General features: G+C 69.4%; 19 protein-coding genes. 8 read left to right on the top strand and 11 right to left on the bottom strand.

Features of this window, described 5'->3' with window-relative positions; translation table 11 throughout:
- Window positions 1-21: 21 nt before the first annotated feature.
- Window positions 22-906, bottom strand: coding sequence for an amidohydrolase family protein (locus ACF8ME_RS25740; protein ID WP_392418791.1), 885 nt, complete (start codon window positions 904-906; stop codon window positions 22-24).
- 76 nt (window positions 907-982) lie between these two features.
- Between ACF8ME_RS25740 and ACF8ME_RS25735 the strand changes: the two genes are divergently transcribed.
- From ACF8ME_RS25735 to ACF8ME_RS25720, 4 genes are all read left to right on the top strand, one after another.
- Window positions 983-1,954: a LysR family transcriptional regulator gene (locus tag ACF8ME_RS25735; protein ID WP_392418788.1), complete on the top strand. Its 972-nt coding sequence runs from the start codon at window positions 983-985 to the stop codon at window positions 1,952-1,954.
- Window positions 1,955-1,978: 24 nt separating this feature from the next.
- Window positions 1,979-2,245 (top strand): antitoxin, encoded by a 267-nt coding sequence (locus ACF8ME_RS25730; protein ID WP_392418786.1) that lies wholly within the window; start codon window positions 1,979-1,981, stop codon window positions 2,243-2,245.
- Window positions 2,242-2,688, top strand: a complete 447-nt coding sequence (locus ACF8ME_RS25725; protein ID WP_392418783.1) for a type II toxin-antitoxin system VapC family toxin — start codon at window positions 2,242-2,244, stop codon at window positions 2,686-2,688. Before ACF8ME_RS25730 ends, ACF8ME_RS25725 begins: the two co-directional genes overlap by 4 nt.
- Before the next feature lie 63 nt (window positions 2,689-2,751).
- On the top strand, window positions 2,752-3,957 hold the full coding sequence (locus ACF8ME_RS25720) for an MFS transporter (protein WP_047326878.1): 1,206 nt from the start codon (window positions 2,752-2,754) through the stop codon (window positions 3,955-3,957).
- A gap of 12 nt (window positions 3,958-3,969) precedes the next feature.
- Here ACF8ME_RS25720 and ACF8ME_RS25715 read toward each other — a convergent pair whose 3' ends face one another.
- From ACF8ME_RS25715 to ACF8ME_RS25700, 4 genes are read right to left on the bottom strand one after another with little or no spacing between them, the layout of a single operon-like run.
- Window positions 3,970-5,103, bottom strand: coding sequence for an ABC transporter permease (locus ACF8ME_RS25715; RefSeq protein ID WP_392418779.1), 1,134 nt, complete (start codon window positions 5,101-5,103; stop codon window positions 3,970-3,972).
- A 1-nt stretch (window position 5,104) separates the two neighbouring features.
- Complete coding sequence (locus tag ACF8ME_RS25710; protein WP_392418776.1) at window positions 5,105-6,319, bottom strand: ABC transporter permease; 1,215 nt, start codon at window positions 6,317-6,319, stop codon at window positions 5,105-5,107.
- A 13-nt stretch (window positions 6,320-6,332) separates the two neighbouring features.
- Entirely contained in the window at window positions 6,333-7,382 is a 1,050-nt protein-coding gene (locus tag ACF8ME_RS25705; RefSeq protein WP_392418773.1) for an HlyD family secretion protein, read from the bottom strand.
- Window positions 7,379-8,830, bottom strand: coding sequence for a TolC family protein (locus ACF8ME_RS25700; protein WP_392418770.1), 1,452 nt, complete (start codon window positions 8,828-8,830; stop codon window positions 7,379-7,381). Before ACF8ME_RS25700 ends, ACF8ME_RS25705 begins: the two co-directional genes overlap by 4 nt.
- Window positions 8,831-9,113: 283 nt before the next feature.
- Between ACF8ME_RS25700 and argA the strand changes: the two genes are divergently transcribed.
- Entirely contained in the window at window positions 9,114-10,460 is a 1,347-nt protein-coding gene (gene argA, locus ACF8ME_RS25695) for an amino-acid N-acetyltransferase (protein WP_012206372.1), read from the top strand.
- Between the two features lie 172 nt (window positions 10,461-10,632).
- Here argA and bla read toward each other — a convergent pair whose 3' ends face one another.
- Window positions 10,633-11,544 carry a class A beta-lactamase gene (gene bla / locus ACF8ME_RS25690; RefSeq protein WP_034367430.1) on the bottom strand — a complete coding sequence of 304 codons (912 nt, stop codon included), beginning with the start codon at window positions 11,542-11,544 and terminating at the stop codon, window positions 10,633-10,635.
- 109 nt (window positions 11,545-11,653) lie between these two features.
- Here bla and ACF8ME_RS25685 point away from each other — a divergent pair, with 109 nt between their 5' ends.
- The 3 genes from ACF8ME_RS25685 (at window position 11,654) to ACF8ME_RS25675 (ending at window position 14,032) form a co-directional block, all read left to right on the top strand.
- Window positions 11,654-12,511: a LysR family transcriptional regulator gene (locus tag ACF8ME_RS25685; protein ID WP_012206374.1), complete on the top strand. Its 858-nt coding sequence runs from the start codon at window positions 11,654-11,656 to the stop codon at window positions 12,509-12,511.
- A 93-nt stretch (window positions 12,512-12,604) separates the two neighbouring features.
- Window positions 12,605-13,276 carry a glutathione S-transferase gene (locus ACF8ME_RS25680; protein WP_016453271.1) on the top strand — a complete coding sequence of 224 codons (672 nt, stop codon included), beginning with the start codon at window positions 12,605-12,607 and terminating at the stop codon, window positions 13,274-13,276.
- Between the two features lie 108 nt (window positions 13,277-13,384).
- On the top strand, window positions 13,385-14,032 hold the full coding sequence (locus ACF8ME_RS25675; RefSeq protein ID WP_392418767.1) for a LysE family translocator: 648 nt from the start codon (window positions 13,385-13,387) through the stop codon (window positions 14,030-14,032).
- Window positions 14,033-14,067: 35 nt separating this feature from the next.
- Here the strand turns inward: ACF8ME_RS25675 and ACF8ME_RS25670 are convergent, their stop codons facing one another.
- From ACF8ME_RS25670 to ACF8ME_RS25650, 5 genes are read right to left on the bottom strand one after another with little or no spacing between them, the layout of a single operon-like run.
- Window positions 14,068-15,024: a sugar-binding transcriptional regulator gene (locus tag ACF8ME_RS25670; protein ID WP_012206377.1), complete on the bottom strand. Its 957-nt coding sequence runs from the start codon at window positions 15,022-15,024 to the stop codon at window positions 14,068-14,070.
- 45 nt (window positions 15,025-15,069) lie between these two features.
- Window positions 15,070-16,191: an alcohol dehydrogenase catalytic domain-containing protein gene (locus ACF8ME_RS25665; protein WP_392418764.1), complete on the bottom strand. Its 1,122-nt coding sequence runs from the start codon at window positions 16,189-16,191 to the stop codon at window positions 15,070-15,072.
- Window positions 16,192-16,239: 48 nt separating this feature from the next.
- Window positions 16,240-17,220 (bottom strand): ABC transporter permease, encoded by a 981-nt coding sequence (locus ACF8ME_RS25660; protein ID WP_392418761.1) that lies wholly within the window; start codon window positions 17,218-17,220, stop codon window positions 16,240-16,242.
- Window positions 17,221-17,268: 48 nt separating this feature from the next.
- Window positions 17,269-18,033 carry a GolD/DthD family dehydrogenase gene (locus ACF8ME_RS25655; RefSeq protein WP_392418758.1) on the bottom strand — a complete coding sequence of 255 codons (765 nt, stop codon included), beginning with the start codon at window positions 18,031-18,033 and terminating at the stop codon, window positions 17,269-17,271.
- Window positions 18,030-19,085: a substrate-binding domain-containing protein gene (locus ACF8ME_RS25650; RefSeq protein ID WP_013801702.1), complete on the bottom strand. Its 1,056-nt coding sequence runs from the start codon at window positions 19,083-19,085 to the stop codon at window positions 18,030-18,032. Before ACF8ME_RS25650 ends, ACF8ME_RS25655 begins: the two co-directional genes overlap by 4 nt.
- Window positions 19,086-19,103 lie beyond the last annotated feature (18 nt).

Below are 19,103 nucleotides of genomic sequence, written 5' to 3'. Positions count from 1 at the left end.
CTGTCTCCTGCTATTTGAAAATCAATGACCCCAATACAGGCGCGCGGGATTATCGACCAATACCGTGCGTCTGTATTCCTCTGGAACCCAATCCACCAATGCCTGCGCCAATTCGCCAGCGGAATTCGAACGGGCCTTTATTCCGGGATGCGGCCAGTCCGACCCCCATACGATCCGGTGCGGATTGGCCTGCACCAGGGCATGTGCAATGGGAGTCACGGCCGGGTCCACGGCCGATGCCGTTGCCGATATCCGGTAGGCGCCCGAGAACTTCACCCAGGCCCGGCCTTCCTTCATCAGCGCCTGCAGATTGCGGCTGCCCGGCCCGCCGGCACCCAGCTGGCGCGACGGGTGGCCGAAGTGATCCACCACCACGGCCACACCCATGTCGGCCACGCGCTGCGCCAGGCCAGGGTCTTCATCCACGTTCACCAGCAATTGCACATGCCAGCCCAGGCCCCGGATACGGTCGGCCACGGCCTGCAGGCTGGAGACGGAGACCCCGCCCGAAAACAGCGCATTGCACCGTGCGCCGCGCACGCCCAGGGCGTGCAGCGCTTCGATCTCCGCCTCCGACGTGTCCTCATAGATCACGGCCACGCCACGCATGCGGCCTGCTTCGGCATGGCGCAGCGTCTGCTTGAGAAGGCCGTGGTCGCGGCCATACACGCTGGGCTGGACCAGAACGCAACGGTCCACGCCCAATGGGCGAAAGGCTTTCCAATAATCGTCCATGGACGCGACAGCCGGTGTATAGGCGCGTTCCGCAATCAACGGAAAATCATCGGAACGACCAAATACATGGAAATGGGTATCGCAGGAATTTTCCGGAAACAGATATTGTTCCGCTGGATTTTCTGCTGCGTCGGAATCACCGGCACAGCGGTTGAAACTGGGTGAATTCATGGGCATTCATTTCAAAGCTGGTGCATTGTCGTGACGCACGTAAAATTCAGTCAAGCTCATCTTTGTCATCATCAAAATGAACAACATTCAACATGCAGAAGGCGCGCCCCGGGCTCCGGTCAACCTGCGCAGCATCGACCTCAACCTGCTGGTGATCTTCGAGGCCCTGGTGGAAGAACGCAGCGTGGGCAAGGCCGCCGCGCGGCTGGGCATCACCTCCTCGGCCGTCAGCCATGCGCTGCGCCGGCTGCGCACCCAGTTCAACGACCCGCTGCTGCTGCGCACGGCCGAAGGCATGTCGCCCACGCCCGAGGCCGTGCGCCTGGCGCGCAGCTTCCGCAAGGCCTTCAGCGAGATCGAAAGCGCCATCGAGGTCAGCAAGGGATTCGATCCGGCCACGGCGCGGCGCAATTTCCACCTGCGCCTGTCCGACTACGTGGGCGTGCTGCTGCTCCCGCAGCTGTGCATCCATCTGCGTGCAGTGGCGCCGGGCATCAGCCTGTCGGTGCAGTCCTTCGACGGCCGCCAGCCCTCGGACCGCGTCGAGTACGAAGGCGTGGAGATACGGCTGTCCGTCTCGCGCGGTCGCTCGGTGCTGTCGGCGTCACGCCGCCTGCTGGACGACCAGTGGATGGTGCTGATGCGCAAGGACCATCCGGCCGCCGCCTCCCCGCTCACGCTGGAGAAATACCTGGAGCAAGGCCACCTGAAGGTCACGGGCGTGGGCAGCAGCATCGTGGATGAACTCCTGGCCGAGCGCGGGCTGGCGCGGCGCGTGATGTTCCAGGTGCCCACCTGGCTGGGCATGGTGCCCGTCATCGAATCCACCGACCTGGTGGCCGCCATGCCCGCGCACTGGATGCACAGCGTGCTGTCCGGCTCCAACTGCGTGGCGCGCCCCATGCCCCTGCCCGAGCTGGCCCTGTCCATCGACGCCGTCTGGCATCCGCGCAACGACCATGACGCGGGGCACAAATGGTTCAGGGAGCTGATCCACCAGATCTTCCAGGAGGCGTACAGCAAGTCACAGCGCGGATATATACTTTGATACATACCAGCAGGAGGAATCGCCGTGACGCAGACTGCCAAGCTTTTCACCACCGGTCGCAGCCAGGCCGTGCGCCTTCCCTATGAATTCCGGTTCGAGGAAAAAGAGGTCTACATACGTCGCGACCCCGTCACGGGCGACGTGGTCCTGTCGCGCCGTCCCGACTCATGGCAAGAGTTCTTTGCGCTCGACGCCACCACCGACGTGCCGGCCGATTTCATGGACACCGCTGACCGAGCGCAGCCAGAGTCAGGCCGCGATCCGTTTGCCGACGAAGGCAGTGCGCGATGACACGCTACCTGCTGGACACCAACATCGCCAGCCACATCATCAAAGGCGATATCCCTGCCGTGCGCGAACAGCTGGTTCGCGTACCCATGCACCAGATCGCAGTGTCGGCGGTCACGCAGGCCGAACTGATATACGGGGTCGCCAAGCGCGGCCACCCTGCCGGGCTGTCGCTGCGGGTGACAGGGTTCCTGGCCCGCGTCGAGGTGCTGCCCTGGACGGCACAGGTGGCCGATGCCTACGGCCACCTGCGCGCCGCCTGCGAGGCGGCCGGCATCACGCTGGCCTCCATGGACATGATGATTGCCGCGCACGCCCTGCTCCTGCAGCAGCAGGCCGCGCAGGCCGGCGAGCGCTCGGTGCTGGTCACAAGAGACCGGGTGTTCAGCCGCATTCCCGAACCCGGACTGGCCATCGCGGACTGGACCACCGGCCCGGCTGGCTGAATCGGCGCTTAACCCAGCCCTCATGCTTTTCGGTGAAGATGCGGTCTTTCCGCCGCACAAGCCATGACACCAGAACAACACACTCCAGCGCTGCAGCGCCGCAACCTCGGCCTGCTCGTGGCCGCGCAATCGCTGGGGGGCGCGTCGCCGCCCATCATCATTTCGCTGGGCGGCCTGGTGGGGCAGCAGCTGTCCACCAATCCCACGGCCACCACGCTGCCGGTCAGCATCTACCAGCTGGGCCTGGCGCTGTCCACGCTGCCCGCGGCCTGGCTGATGCAGCGCATGGGGCGGCGCACGGCCTATGTGCTGGGCGCCATCCTGGGCGTGGTCTCGGGCGTGATCGCCGCCCAGGGCATTGCGCACTCCGATTTCGTGACCTTCTGCATCGGCACGGCGCTGGCGGGCTTTTACGCGGCCTGCGTGCAGAGCTACCGCTTCGCGGCCACCGACGCCATGACCGAGCCCGCCGAGCAGGCGCGCGCCATCTCGCGCGTGATGATCGGCGGGCTGATCGCGGCCATCATCGGCCCGCAGGTGGTGATCTGGACGCGCGACGCCCTGCCCATGACGCCGTTCGCCGGCAGCTTCTACAGCCAGGCCGTTCTCGCCCTGCTGGCCCTGCCGCTGCTGCTGGGCCTGAAGCTGCCGCCGCCCCAGGCCCGCGCCGTGGCGGGCGAGGCCCGGCCGCTGGCCGAGATTGCGCGCACACCGCAGTTCATCGTGGCGGCTTCGGCCGGCGTGGTCAGCTACGGCCTCATGGCCTTTCTGATGACGGCCGCGCCCATGGCCATGGTGGGCTGCGGCCACACGGTGGGCGAGGCGGCGCTGGGCATCCAGTGGCATGTGCTGGCCATGTTCGCACCCAGCTTCTTCACGGGCCGGCTGATCGCGCGCTTTGGCAAGCGCCGCATCACGGCGCTGGGGCTGGTGATGATCGCGGCCTCGGCCCTGATGGCGTTGATGGGGCTGGAGCTGCTGCACTTCTGGGGCTCCCTGGTGCTGCTGGGCGTGGGCTGGAACTTCGGCTTCATCGGCGCCACGGCCATGGTCACCGAGTGCTACCGCCCTGCCGAGCGCGCCAAGGTGCAGGCGCTCAACGATTTCCTGGTCTTCGGCACCGTGGCCGTGGCCTCGTTCGGCTCGGGCCAGTTGCTGCACACGGCCGGCTGGGACGGCATCAACACCTGGCTGCTGCCCATCGTGGGCGTGGTGCTGCTGATGCTGGCCATGCAGGGACGGGGTCGCGGCGCGGGCGCGCCGGCCTGAAGCCCCGACCGGTCAATCGCAAGGGTCCGCACGGCGGCTGCCCAGCCAGAGCACGGCCACCCAGCCCAGCAGCGCCAGGGCCAGCAGCACGGACAGATGCCATAGCGCCGCCTCCAGCGGCGCGCCGGCCTGGTTCAGTCGCAGCGAGGCCTGGATGGCGGCCGTGCTGGGCGACAGCCAGCGCAGCGCCTGCAGCAGTTGCGGCAGGGCCTCGGCCGGCCAGCTGAAGCCGCCGACGAAGGCCAGCGGGATGGAGGTGAACAGCACCACCTGCATGGCACGCTCGCGGTTGGCCAGCCACCAGCCCAGCAGCGCCGCCGCTCCCGCCACAGCCGGGACGAAGACGGCCAGCAGCGCCAGCGCGCCCCAGGGATTGCCGCCGCGCGGATAGTCGTGCCAGACGAAGATCCAGCCGAAGTAGTACAGGCCCGAGAGCCAGCCCAGCGTGCACAGCGCCAGCAGCCGCGCCAGCCAGGTGCGTGCCGGCGCCCTGTCCAATCCCTGCTCGCGCCAGGTTCCCACCAGCAGCGCGCCGCCCATGAGCAGCGTCTGCTGCAGGATGATGATGGCCACGGCGGCGACGACGAAGCTGCCGTAGCCTTCCGTCGGATTGAACAGGGCCTGCATCTGCAGGTTGACGGGCGAGCGGCTGGCCTGGGCCTGCAGTGCGCTCTGTCCGCCGGCCGTCAGGCGCCGCAGTTCCACGCCTGCCGAGACCGTGCCGAAGGCTTCGGCAAAACCGTACTGCACCTGCTTGGCGGCCAGCGGGTAGGCACCGTTGGCATAGACGGGGACCACGGCCTCTTCGCTGCGCACCACGCGGCGCTTGAGGTCGCGCGGCAGCAGCGCGTAGCCCATGACGCGGCCATCCAGCAGGGCTTGCTGCGCCTGGGCCTCGTCGCCCGTGACCAGGGTCACCTCGATGCGCGGGCTGGCCTGGGCAAAGCGCAGCATCTGGCGTGCCAGGCCGCTGCCGTCGTGCTGCACCACGGCCACGGGCACGCGCTGCACGACCTCCTGCCCATAGAACCAGGGATAGAAGAAGCCGTAGAGCACGGGCGCTCCCACCAGCAGCATGAGCACGCCCGCGTCGCCGAACACGGCACGCAGGGCGCTGATGAAGTCATGCGCAAAGCCCCTGGCCATCTCAGCGCCCTCCCCATTTGTCGGGGCGGGAAAGGCCGCGCGCCAGGCCTGCCGTGGCCAGCAGCAGCAACACCAGCACGGCCAGCAATAGCCCGGCCACCACGGGCAGGCTCTGCACGATGGGCGCGCCCATCTGCAGCTGCTCTATCTGCAGCCGCGCATAGTGGGTATAGGGCATGGACAGGGCCCAGGCACGTGCCGAATCCGGCATGGCCAGCAGCGGAAAGCCCACGCCGCTGAACGCAAAGGCCGGCGCCGACAGCAGGCCCGCCCCCGAAAGCGCCGTGCGCAGCGACAGCGTGAGCGCCGCCAGCAGCGCCCCCGCCGCCAGGCTCACGGCGATCAGCAGCAGCAGGGCCAGCGCCACCCAGGCCAGGCTGGCAGCGCCCTGCCCCGGATGCCAGCCCCGCCCGGCCGTGAGCCACAGCATGGCCAGCGTACCGCCCAGGCCCAGGCTGGCCCAGGACAGCGCCAGCTTGCCCGCCAAGGCGCCCGCAATGGCGCTCCAGCCGGGCTTTCCCGGGCCCGCAGCCTCGGCCATCCACTGGCCCAGCGTGCGGTCGCGCAGCTCGCGCCCCACGGACCAGGCGCCGGCCGTCATGCCCAGGATGTGCAGCAGCGCGGGAATCAGCGCCGCCGCCAGGAACTGCTCGTAGTTGGTGGAGATGTTGAACAGCGACACCAGGTTGGTGCGTATGGGCTCCATGCGCACGCGCAGCGCCTGGGCCGGGTCGCCGCGCTTGGCACGGGCCTGCATTTCCACGCCGGCCGACAGCGTTCCCACCACCTGGCGCAGGTCACGCTGGATCAGGCTGGAATGCGTGGCCAGCTGGGCGTTGTGCATGAGCACCACGTCGGCCCCCTGGCCCCGCTTGATGTCGCGCGCAAAGCCGGGCGGGATCTGCACCACGGCGTAGGCATTCATGGACTGCAGCGCCCATTGCGCCTCCGAGGCATTGAGCGCCTGCGACTGCACGGCCAGGCCCGGCGTGGCGTCCAGCATGCGCACCAGCTGGCGCGACAGGGCGCTGTGGTCCTGGTCCCAGACGGCGACGGGCAGGCGCTGGACCAGTCCTGCCGAGAAGATCCAGACCATGAGCAGCAGCGCCAGCAGCGGCACCCAGCTGACCATGGCCAGGTCCCAGGGCCGCCCGCGCAGCAGACGCCATTCGCGCCGCAGGCTGGCGGCAAAGGCCGTGGGCGGGTTCGCGCTCACTGCCGCCGGCCGCTCAACGGCCGCCTTCCACGACCACGCTCATGCCGGGCCGCGCGCCTGCAATGGGCTGCTGCGGCCGCGCGCGGACCTCGAAGGTGCGCGCATCGAAGCCCTGGCCCGCACGCGTGGCGCGCCAGGTGGCGAAGTCGGGCAGCACACCCAGGTAGTAGACCTCGAAGCCGACCTCGCGGTTGTCCAGGCCCGGCAGGCGGCCGGTGAAGCGGCTGCCCTGGGCAAAGCGTGCAAGCTGGTCCTCGCGCACATTGAGCACCACCCACTGGTCGGCCAGGTCCACCACGGTGACCACGGCCACGCCCTGCGGGGACAGCTCGCCCTGGCGGGCCAGCACCTGGACCACCTCGCCGCCCACGGGGCTGCGCAGCTCGGTCTCGGCACGCGCGGCCTCCACCTCGGCGACCACGCCCTGCACCTGGCGGGCCTGGGCCTGGGCGGCGCTGCGATCCTCCTGGCGCGCACCCGAAGCCGCCATTTCATACTGCGCACGCGCAGCCAGCGCCTGGTCGCGCGAGGCGCGCCAGTCGGCATCGGCTTCATCGCGCTTCTGGGCCGCAACCAGTCCCTGGTCGAACAGGCTTTGCACGCGGCGCAGCGAGGTCTGGGCCAGGTCGGCGGCCGTCTGGGCGCGCTGCCAGTTCAGGCGCGCCATCTGCACTTCCTGCGGGCGTGCGCCGGCCTGCGCCTTGTCGGCCTGGGCCTGGGCGGCATCGCGCGCGGCCTCGGCCTGGGCCAGCTTGGCGCGCACCTCGGGGCTGTCCATCTCCACCAGCAGATCACCGGGCTGGATCTTCTGGCCTTCGGTGACGCGCACCTTGGCGATGCGCGCCGTGACCTTGGGCGCGATGTCGGTCTCGCGCGCCTCCATCTGGCCCTGGAAATACAGGGGGGCGGGCTGCGCCGCACGCCAAAAGCCCCAGGCCACGAGCAGCAGCACGGCCAGCACGATGGCCAGGGCCAGCCAGGGGCGCCTGCGCCCCGGCGGCACGGGCGCGGGGCCGGGTGCTTCGGTGGCGCTGCGGGGATGGTCGGGCGTGGCTGTGCTCATGGTGCGTCGGGTGGGATCTGTATGTCGGCCTGGGCCATGAATCGGTCGAATTCCTCGCTCTGGCCCGTGCTCTCCAGCAGTGCGGCCAGGGCCTGCACATACTGGTTGGCCAGTTCGGCACGCTGGGTCTGGACCTTGGCGAGATTGAGGCTGGCATCGATCAGGTCCAGCGTGGTGCTGGTGCCTTCCCGCAGGCCGGCCTCGCGCAGCCGCAGCAGCTCGCGCGCAAGATCCTCCTGGGCCTGCTGGGCCTGGTACTGGCGGCGTGCCTGCTCCACGCCCAGCCAGTTCTTCTCGACCAGCAGCGCGATGTCGCTGAGCGCCTGGGCTTGGGTCAGCTCGGCCTGCTCGATCTTGCGCTGCGAGGAGGCGGCCAGCGCATCGCGGTCGATGCTGTCCCACAGCGTCCAGCGCACGGCCACGCCTGCCACCCAGTTGGGCTTGCCGCTGGTGTTGACCTCGCGCGAACCGAAGGCCAGCAGCTGCGGCCGGCGCAGCGCCTCCTGGGCGTCGTGCAGGGACTCGGCCTGGCGCTTCTTGGCCTGGACCTTGTCCAGACCCGGATGGTGCGACTGGGCCGCGGCGACGAAGCCGTCCAGCGGCGGCAAAGGCCGGCTGCTGACGAACAGCGGCGTACTGGGCAGCACCTGCCGCTGCGCCTTGACCGTGCGCGCCAGCGCCGCTGCGGCCAGGTCTGCGTCGTCGCGCGATTTGCGCGCCTGCTGCTCGGCGTCGGCCAGCGCGGCACGGGCCTGCAGGCGCTCCAGCCGGGAGATCACGCCCGCCTTGAGCATGCTTTGCGCGGCCGCGTCATGCACGCGCACGCCCTCAAGCGCACGCTCGCGCAGCCGTGCGACCCGCTCGGCCAGCTGGGCGCCGAAGTAGCGCTGCACCAGCAGCGAATGCAGGGCGTGGCTGCTGCTGGCGGCATCGGCCAGGGCTTCGTCGGTGGCAGCGTCCAGGCCACTGCGCACCGCATCGGACAGGCCGCCCAGGTACAGCGGCCAGACCAGGGACAGGCTGGCCGAGGCATTCGTGCTCTTGCGCTGCAAGGCATAGGAGGTGGGCAGTTGCGGCAGCGAGGGAATGGCCGGCCCCACCGAGGGCGGCAGCTGGCCGAGGACGCCGTCCAGGGTGCGCCGCGCAGGATCGAGATCGATGTCGGCATTGGCCGAGTAGCGGTAGCCCAGGCCCGTGATGGCCACGGAAGGCCCGCCCAGCCCCTGCGTACCCTGGCGTCTGAGCCGCGCGCTTTCCACGGCCTTGGCCGAGGCGGCCAGTTGGTCGGAGCCCTGCAGCAGCGCCTGGCGGGCCTGCACGAAGCTCATCGCGGCGGCAGCCTGGGAGGCCGGAGCCTCCCCTGCAGCCTGGGCCGCCCCTGCGACCATGCCCAGCGCCGCCAGCCACGGCACAAGGCGCGCGGGCCGCGCAAGCAACGGAAAAAACATGGAAGCGCTCAATGGCATGAATGGGGGCGCCTTGCGTGGTTCACCGATGGTGGCGAAGCTTACACGGGCTTGCAGGCGGGCCCCCGTCGGACAAGGTCCTGTGCCTTGTGCCCCCGGCACTGTGCAGCAGGGCCGATTTGCGTGGCGTTCCATCCCATTTCTGTGCGCAGGTGCCGCGCCATGCCGCTACACTGGCGCCTGCCTGCGCGAGCATGTCCTGGCGGACCTGTCCGCAGGCCTTTTTTTTCTGCCCGGCATCGGCCCGATGCCCCGACTGACCACCATGTCCACCGTCTTCAACTTCACCTTCGTCCCCTGGTTCCGGTCCGTGGCTCCCTATATCCACAAGTTCCGACACCAGACCTTTGTGGTGGGACTGACGGGCGAGGCCATCGCATCGGGCAAGCTCAGCTCCATCGTCCAGGACCTGGCCATGATCCAGGCCATGGGCGTGAAGATCGTGCTGGTCCATGGCTTCCGTCCCCAGGTCAACGAACAGCTTGCCGCCAAGGGCCATGAGGCCCAGTACTCGCGCGGCGTGCGCATCACCGACTCCGTGGCGCTGGACTGCGCCCAGGAAGCCGCCGGCCAGCTGCGCTATGAGATCGAGGCCGCCTTCAGCCAGGGCCTGCCCAACACGCCCATGGCCGGCGCGCGGGTGCGGGTGATCTCGGGCAACTTCCTCACGGCGCGGCCCGTGGGCATCGTGGACGGCGTGGATTTCAAGCATTCGGGCCTGGTGCGCAAGGTCGATGTGAGCGGCATCCGCAGCGCCCTGGACATGGATGCCATGGTGCTGATGTCGCCCTTCGGCTTCTCGCCCACCGGCGAGGCCTTCAATCTGAGCATGGAAGAGGTGGCCACGCGCGTGGCCATCGAGCTGAAGGCCGACAAGCTGATCTTCATGACCGAGGTGCCGGGCATCCGCATGGACCCCACGGGCCCGGCCGACGAGACCAACCCCATCGACACCGAGCTGCCGCTGGCCACGGCCCGCCGCATGCTGGCCGAGCTGCCCACGCCCGAGCAGCCCACGGACACGGGCTTTTACCTGCAGCACTGCGTGCATGCCTGCGAGCACGGCGTGGAGCGCAGCCACATCCTGCCCTTCGCCATCGACGGCGCGCTGCTGCTGGAGATCTATGTGCACGACGGCATCGGCACCATGATCATCGACGAGAAGCTGGAAGAGCTGCGCGAGGCCACGCCCGACGACGTGGCCGGCATCATCCAGCTGATCGAGCCCTTCGAGAAGGACGGCACCCTGGTCAAGCGCAGCCGCACCGAGATCGAGCGCGACATCGCCCACTACACCATCATCGAACACGATGGCGTGATCTTCGGCTGCGCCGCGCTCTACCCCTATCCCAGCGCCAGGACGGCCGAGATGGCGGCCGTCACCGTCTCGCCCAAGAGCCAGGGCACGGGCGACGGCGAGAAGCTGCTCAAGCGCATAGAGCAGCGCGCCAAGGCCCAGGGCCTGGACAGCCTGTTCGTGCTGACCACGCGCACCATGCACTGGTTCATCAAGCGCGGCTTCCAGCCCGTGGACCCCGACTGGCTGCCCGAGGCGCGCAAGGCCAAGTACAACTGGGACCGCAAAAGTCAGGTCCTGGTCAAGAAGTTGTAACCCCCTGAGGCGCTGTGCGCCTTCCCCCTCACGAGGGGGGCATACGGGCGGCCAGCGACACCCTCGGTGCGGGGGCGGCGCGGCCGGCCCAGGCCCTTCCTCGGTGTCTCTCGTCTTCAGGCCGCGCCAATTTTTTTGAAATCGCCCAAATCAAGCGACATGGTGGCGCAACTCAGCCTTGCACTGCTGCCTGCCAGCGTGCGGCCGCCTTGCCGGCCGCTGCCAGCGCCGCATCGCGCTGCGGCGCGTCGGCCGGGCATTCGGTGAGGTAGCCGGTCACCAGCAGCGGTGCGCTTTGCGGCGTGGGCCAGGCGATGACGGCATCGTTGGCCGTGCCGCGATCGCCGGTGCCCGTCTTTCCACCCACACGCCAGCCGGCCGGCATGCCCGCGCGCAGGCGCTTGTCGCCCGTGCGGCTGGCCACCAGCCACTGCTGCAGCAGCGCGCGGCCATGGCCGTCCAGCACCGATCCCAGCAGCAGGCGCTGCATGCTTTGCACCATGGCCAGGGGCGTGGTGGTGTCGCGCTCGTCGCCGGGCAGGCCTTCGTTGAGCTCGGGCTCCATGCGGTCCAGGCGCGTGGTCTCGTCGCCGCTGGCGCGCAGCCACTGCGTCAGCGCCTGCGGGCCGCCGCTGGCGTCCAGCAGCAGGTTGGCGGCCGTGTTGTCGCTGAGCACCACGGCGGCCTCGCACAGCTCGGAGATGGTCATGCCGCCGCCGTCACCGGCACGCGGGCCGCTGGCCGGCGAGTAGGGAACCAGCCGGGAGCTGGCGTAGTGCACGCGGCGCGACAGGCGCTCATCGCCCTGCTGCACGCGGTCCAGCACCTGGGCGGCCAGCAGCAGCTTGAAGGTGCTGCACATGACAAAGCGCTCGTCGCCGCGGTGGTCCACGCTGGCGCCCGACTCCACCTCCAGCACGGCCACGCCTAGCCGGCCGCCCACACTTTTCTCGATGCGCGCCAGCTCCGTCCTGAAGGCCTGGTCGGCAGCCCCCTGTTTTTTTGATGGCAGGGCGCAGCCGGCCAGCCCGGCCGCCATCCAGGCGGCCGCGCCGCCCGTCATCAGAAAATCGCGTCTTTGCATTGTTTTTCCTTTTCAGTTGCAGATCGACAACCGCAACGATAGCGCCGCGCCCAATCTGCGACCAGCGTGAATAATTGGCAGCATCCCTTAGAAAAACTATTGGCTCACCATGCAACTGCCCCTCAATGCCCTGCGCATGTTCGATGCGGCCGCGCGCCATCTCAACCTGACGCGGGCGGCCGACGAGTTGTGCGTGACCCAGGCCGCCGTCAGCCAGCACATCCGCAACCTGGAGGAGCGCCTGGGCAAGCCGCTGTTCCGGCGCCTGCCGCGCGGCCTGGCGCTGACCGACGAAGGCCATGCGCTGTGGCCTGCCGTGGCCGAGAGCTTTGCGCGCATAGAGCATTCGCTGCAGCAGGTGGCCGAACCGCGCCCGCGCGAGGTCCTCACCGTGGGCGTGGTCGGCACCTTCGCCATCGGCTGGCTGATTCCCAGGCTGGGCCAGTTCCAGCAGCAGCACCCCTACATCGACCTGCGACTGCTCACGCACAACAACCGCGTGGACCTGGCCGGCGAAGGGCTGGATGCGGCCGTGCGCTTCGGCGACGGCGCCTGGCAGGGCACGCGCGCCGAGCTGCTGCTGCGCGCGCCGCTGACGCCCATGTGCACCCCGGCCCTGGCCCAGCGCCTGCGCCAGCCGGCCGACCTGGCCGGGCAGACGCTGCTGCGCTCGTACCGCCTGCAGGAGTGGGAGAGCTGGTTCGCCACGCTGGACCAGAGCGCGCCGCTGGCGCGCGGGGCCATGTTCGACTCCTCGCTGACGCTGGCCGAGGCGGCCGCCCAGGGCGCGGGCGTGGCCCTGCTGCCGGCGCGCATGTTCCAGCACCTGCTGCAGCAGGGCCGGCTGGTGCGCCCCTTCGAGCAGGAGGTGGACACGGGCGCCTACTGGCTGACCCACCTGCGCTCGCGCGCACCCAGCGCGGCGCTCAAGACCTTCAGGCAATGGCTGCTGGCGCAGCTGCAATAGCCACGGACGCCCGCGGCAAGACCCGCAGGCCGCCCGACTTTGGCCCCGGCGCTATCATCTGCCGCTTTTGGCCCCTAGCCCCGTTCCCGCTCCATGACCCAGACCCTGCCGGTTCTCTACTCATTTCGCCGCTGCCCCTACGCCATCCGCGCCCGCCTGGCGCTGGCCCATGCCGGCCTGGCCTGCGAGCTGCGCGAAATCAACCTGCGCAACAAGCCGCAGGCGCTGCTCGATGCATCGCCCAAGGGCACGGTGCCCGTGCTGGTGCTGGAGGACGGCCGCGTGATCGAGCAGAGCCTGGATGTCATGCTGCACGCGCTGCGCGCCAATGACCCGGATGGCTGGCTGGCACCGACCAGCGGCTCGCTGCAGGACATGCTGGCGCTGATCGAGCGCAACGACGGCTTTTTCAAGCACGCCCTGGACCGCTGCAAGTACCCCGAGCGCTATACGGCCGAAGAGGTCAACCACGCCCAGGCCGATGCCCTGACCTGGCTGGCCGAGCTGGACGACCAGCTGGAGGCCACCGGCTACCTGTTCGGCCAGAACCCCAGCCTGGCCGACATGGCGCTGCGCCCCTTCGTGCGCCAGTACGCGCGCATCGACGAGTCGCAATGGAACGAGCAGCCCTGGCCGCACCTGCAGGCCTGGCTGCAGCGCTGGATCGATTCGGCCCTGTTCGCCGAAGTGATGGAAACCTACCCGGGCTGGGTGCCCGGCACGCGCGGCCCGGTCTTTGCCGCCGGCGGCGTGGGCAGCGACTGACGCCTGCCCGCCCCGTGTGCCCTGCCCCGGGGGTCGGCAGGGGCTGCGCACGGCAGGCAAAGCTGGCACAGTGGCAGGCTGTTGCCAACCGCATGAGCCTTCGCCGACATGACCCTCGCCACCCTGCTCGTCTTCTCCCTGGTCGCGCTGATCGCGATCATCACCCCCGGTCCCACCGTGCTGCTGGCCCTGGCCAATGGCTCGCGCCACGGCGTGCGCCGCGCCCTGCCCGGCATGCTGGGCGCCGTGCTGTCGGACTTCGTGCTGGTCGGCGCTGTCGCGCTGGGCCTGGGCGCGCTGCTGGCGGCCTCGGAGTTCTGGTTCTCGGTGGTCAAGTGGGCGGGAGCGGCCTACCTGGCCTGGCTGGGCCTGCGCATGCTGCGCAGCCAGGGCGGATCGCTGTCGGCACCCCAGGGTGACGGCAAGGCAGAGGCCGGCGCCGACGGCTACAGCGCCCGCACCGTGCTGTTCAAATCGTTCCTGGTCGCCGTGACCAATCCCAAGGGCTACCTGTTCTGCTCGGCCCTGCTGCCCCAGTTCATCGACCCGGCGTCCGCCCAGGCGCCGCAGTACATCGCCATTGCGCTGGTGTTCGCGCTCATCGATTTCCTGGTGATGCTGGCCTATGCCTTCGCCGGATCACGCGCCGCGCGGCTGCTGCGCGGGCGGGCCGTGATGTGGCTGGACCGCCTGTGCGGCGGCATGCTGCTGGCGCTGGCAGGCTCGCTGGCCTTCTACCGCCGCGCGTCGAACTAGGCGCGCCGCCCAAGAGCCGCGCCCCCCCCGCTGCGTCAGCGCGTCGTCCCCATGACATCGTCCAGCTGCAGCACGGCCGCCGCGTTGGCCGTGGTGGTGGCCAGGGTGTCGATGGCGCCGGTGCGCAGGGCGCCCAGGATGGCCGTGACCTTGCTGGATTCGGCCGCCACGGCGATGACGTTGGGTATGCGCAGCAGGTCCTCGCGGCTCAGGCCGATGACGCGGTCCTGCATGGGGGTTGCGGCCGGCTGGCCGTGGATGTCGATGAAGTCGTAGCCCATCATGTCGCCCACCGTGCCCGCGCGGCGTGCGTCCGAGATCTCCTGCGCGGAAAACCAGCCCATGCGGGCCATGTTGCTGTCCACGCTGACATCGCCCACGCCGATGAGGGCGATGTCGGCGCGGCGCGCCTTGTCCAGGGTGTGCCTGACGGTGTCGTTGTCCAGCAGCGCCTTGCGCAGTTGCGGATCGCCCACCAGGGCCGGCGCATAGAGCGATTCGGACTTACCGCCAAAGCGCGCTGCCAGGCGGCGCGCGATGTGGTCGGCGTTCATCGCCTCCCCGCCACGGTAGGAGCCGCCGATGGCGCTGACGAAGTGGCATTCCCGCCGTGTGGCGGACAGGGCGTGCTCGGAGACCGAGGACACGTTGCGCCCCATGCCCACGGCCACGATGGAGCCGTCGACCAGGATGCGCTCCAGCTCGCTGGCCACCAGCCCTGCCAGCAGTTCGCGCTGCCGGTCGGCATCCTTGTGGTCCACCGCGATCAGTGCGCGCTTGATGTGAAAGCGCTCGGTCAGCTGCCGCTCCAGGTCGGCGGACACCAGCGAATGCGGCCGCACGCGGATCTCGACAATGCCCTCTTCCTGCGCGCGGCGCAGCAGCCGCCCGACGGTGGCGCGCGAGATGCCGAACTCCTTGGACAGTTGGTCCTGCGTGCATCCATCGACGTAGTACAGGGTCGCCAGTCGCGTCAGGTCGCTTTCAGTCAAGGGTGCCTCCAAGGGTGCCGGGAAAGGCGCGCAGTGTAGCGCCGCTCACCGGGCCTCGCCAGCGTGGGGCAGCAGCAGGACCTTGACCGAGTCCATGGAATCGGCCACCCGGATGGCGCTCTCCCACTCCGACAGCGCATAGCGGTGGGTGACGATGCCCTCGGAGGTGACCAGGCCGCGCGCCAGCAGGTCGATGGCGATGGGGTAGCAATGGGCGCTGAGGTGGGCGCCGCGCAGGTCCAGTTCCTTTTCCTCGCCGATGATGGACCAGTCCACCGTGGTCTCGCGCCCGAAGACGCTGAACTCCACGAAGCGGCCGAGCTTGCGCACCAGGTCCAGCCCCTGCGTCACGCCCGAGGGCGCGCCCGTGGTCTCTATGTACACATCGCAGCCATAGCCGTCGGTCAGCGCACGCACGATGGCGCGGGCATCCTCGCGCGCGGGGTTGATGGTCACGTCGGCGCCGCAGCGGCGTGCCAGCGCCAGGCGCTGGTCCGACAGGTCCATGACCACCAGCCGGCGCGGCGTCTTCAGGCGCGCCACCTGGGCCATGAGCAGGCCCAGCGTGCCCGCGCCGGCGATGACCACCACATCGTCGAGCTGGATGTCGCCGCGGTTGACGGCATGGATGGCGCAGGACAGCGGCTCGGTGATGGCCGCATCCTCGAAGGCCACGCTCTCGGGAATCCGGTGCACCACGGCGCGGGCGGACAGGCGCATGTACTCGGCCATGCCGCCATCGGCCACCTGGCCCTGGAAGCCGTAGACATCGTGCACCTCGCACATCCAGCGAAAGCCGGTCCTGCAATAGCGGCAGGCATGGCAGGGCACGATCTGCTCGGCGATCACCCGGTCACCCAGCTGCACGCCGTGGTGCTCCTGCGCGCCCTCGCCCACCTCCACCACATGGCCCCAGAACTCGTGGCCCGCGATCACCGGCGGGCGCACATAGGCGGGGCGGCCTTTTTCCGGATCTCCCCAGAAGCGCGGCGCGCCAGCCCAGCATTTGCAGTCGCCCGCGCAAATGCCGCAGGAAGCCACGCGGATGACCAGCTCGCGCGGCCCGGCCTGCGGACGCGCGACGCGTTCGAGCCGGTAATCCCTGGGGCCGTGGCAGACCACGGCCAGCATGTTCGTATCGGCGGCGTCAGGCAGGGTGTTTTGCATGGAACTCTCCCGGGTTGCAGATGGTGGACAGGACGTGGGCGCAGCGCTTCATGACCTGCGGCGCGAACTGTCGAGCAGCACGGCGCCGACGATGATCACGCCCTTGATCAGTTGCTGGTAGTACGAGGACACGCCCAGCAGGTTCAGCCCGTTGTTGATCACGCCGATGAGCAGGGCTCCGACGACCGTGCCGCCCAGGCTGCCCGTGCCGCCCGACAGGCTGGTGCCGCCGATCACCACGGCCGCGATGGCGTCCAGCTCGTAGGACACGCCGGCCTGCGGCAGCGCCGCCGTGGTGCGCGACGCCAGCAAAATGCCGGCCAGCCCCGCGAGCAGGCCGCTGACCACATAGACCAGCAGCACGATGGCGCGGGTGTTGATGCCGCTGGTCTTGGCACTGCGCAGGTTGCCGCCCACGGCGTAGATGTAGCGGCCATACACGGTGTAGCGCAGCACGAAGGCGAACACCGCGACGGCAACGGCAAAGATCACGATGGGCATGGGCACGGGGCCCAGCTGGCCGGCGCCGATGGCAAGAAAGCCGTCGGGCAGCTCGGACACCGGCATGCCGTCGTTGTAGATGTAGGTCAGGCCACGCGCCGCACTGAGCATGCCCAGCGTGGCCACGAAGGGCGGCACCGCGAACCAGGCCACCAGCAGTCCGTTGACGCCGCCCAGCAGCATGCCCACGCCCAGCCCGGCGCCCACGCTCACCGCCAGCCCCTGGCCATCGGCCGCCAGCCAGGCGCCGACCATGCCGGCCAGCGCCAGGATGGCGCCCACCGACAGGTCGATGCCCGCCGTCAGCACCACGCACGTCATGCCGATGGCCAGGATGCCGTTGATGGAGGTCTGGCGCAGGATGTCGGCCCAGTTGCCCCAGGTCATGAAATGGGGGTTGGCCAGCGCCAGCGCGGCGCACAGCGCAACCAGCGCGATGACCACGCCGTAGCGCTCGCGCAGGCTGCGCAGGTCCAGCGCGCGCCGCCCCAAGAGCGGCGGCGAAGATGCGGCTTGAAGATTCGTCATGGAGGACTCCCGCGTTGATGGAAGAAAGGCGTGGGGCCGGCAGGCCGCTCACTGGATGGAGTAGCCCCCGTCGATGACGATGTTCTCGCCCGTCAGCATGCCGGCGTGCGTACCGGCCAGGAACACGGCCAGCCGCGCCACCTCCTCGGGCTGCGCAAAGCGGCCCGTGGGGATGAGTGCCCGCATGGCCTCCCCCACCTGCCCGGCCCAGGCCTTGCGGCCCAGCGGCGTGTCAACCACCGTCGGCGAGATGGCGTTGACGGTGATGCCGTCCGATGCCCACTCCAGCGCCAGCACGCGCGTCAGTCCCACCAGGCCCGCCTTGCTGGCGCAATAGGCGGCATGGCGACTGAGCGCGACCACGCTGGCCTGCGAGGCCAGGTTGATGATGCGTCCGTGGCGCTGGCGTCGCATGGCCGGTGCCACCGCCTGGGCCAGCAGCAGCGGCGCCGTGAGATTGACGGCCAGCGTGCGCTCCCACGCCGCCTCGCTGATTTCGCCGGCCGGCTCCAGCAGCGCCACGCCGGCGCTGTTGACCAGGATGTCGATGCGGCCCGTGGCCTCCAGCACCGTGGCCACCGCCTGCTCCACGTCCTCGGGCCTGGTCACATCCACCGCCAGCGCCAGGTGGTGCCGGGGCTCCGCCAGGCTGGCAGCGGCCACGTCCAGTGCCTGCCGCTCCAGGTCCACCAGGACGACACGCGCACCGCCTTCGGCGAGCTGCCGGGCAATCGCCAGGCCGATGCCGCCCGCGCCGCCGGTGACCAGGGCCGTGCGGCCGTCGAAGTCCCGCTCCAGGCTGTCGGCGCTCATTTGCGCACCTTCTGCAAGAAGGCGTCGGCATTGGCGGGCACGATGGCTGTCCAGGGCACCTCGTAGGATTTGGCCGTGCCATCGCCCCAGGGCATGGCCTGGGCATACTCGCTCCATACCACCGAGCGCGGCCGGTAGGACGGGCCGACTAGCTGGCGCAGCAGCACATCCAGCGCGCCCTGCGCCTGGGCCTGGGCGTCCTGGAAATTGGTGGTCATCTCGCCGCGCTTGACGGCCGTGATGGCGGCGGCCACGCCGTCCACGCCCACCACCGGGATGGTCTTGATATCGATGCCCTTGGTCTTGATGGCCTGCACCGCGCCCAGGGCCTCGTCGTCGTTCTGGGCGATCACGCCCTGGATCTGGCCCGGGAATGCGGTCAGCCAGTTCTCCATCAGTCCCATGGATTCGGCGCGCGACCAGTTGGCGGTCTTGCGCGCCAGCACCTTCACGTCCTTGTGGCGGGCCAGCACCTCGTCATTGCCGCGCGCCCGCTCGATCTGTGCCGACTGGCCTATGGGCCCCTCGATGACGACGATATTGCCCTTGCCGCCGATGGCCTTCATCAATGCCTCGGCCTGCATGCGGCCGGCCACCACATCGTCATTGCCCACGTAGGAAGTCAGCACATCGCCCTGCACGCGCGTGTTGGAGCCCACCACGGGAATGCCGGCCTTCACCGCCTTCTGCACGGGCGCCGCACCCGCCTTCAGGTCGATGGGCACGAAGAGGATGCCGTCGTACTTCTGCGTGATCATGGTGTCGAACTGGTTGCTCTGCGTCAGCGCGTCGTAGTTGCCGTCGAACACGGTGATCTGCACCGTGCCGTCCTTCACGGCCGGATGCGCCTTCAGCTCCTTGGTCCACATCTGCATGAACTCGCCCTTGAGCCCATAGACGGCCGCGCCTATGCGGTAGGGCTTGGCCGGCGATGGCACTGGTGCTGGTGCCGACAGCGGGGCCGGAGCCTGGGCCCGGACCTGCGCTGCGGCCAGGAACAGCCCACCGGCAAGCGCGGCGGCAAGCACGGTGGTGAAGCGGAAAAACGGCATGGTCATGTCTCCTGTGTG

The organism is Delftia sp. WSY_7, from assembly GCF_043104845.1.
Taxonomy (GTDB): Bacteria; Pseudomonadota; Gammaproteobacteria; order Burkholderiales; family Burkholderiaceae_C; genus Comamonas; species Comamonas tsuruhatensis.
The sequence above is the reverse complement of the archived record's forward strand: the minus strand, read 5'-3'. Positions and strand labels throughout refer to the sequence as shown.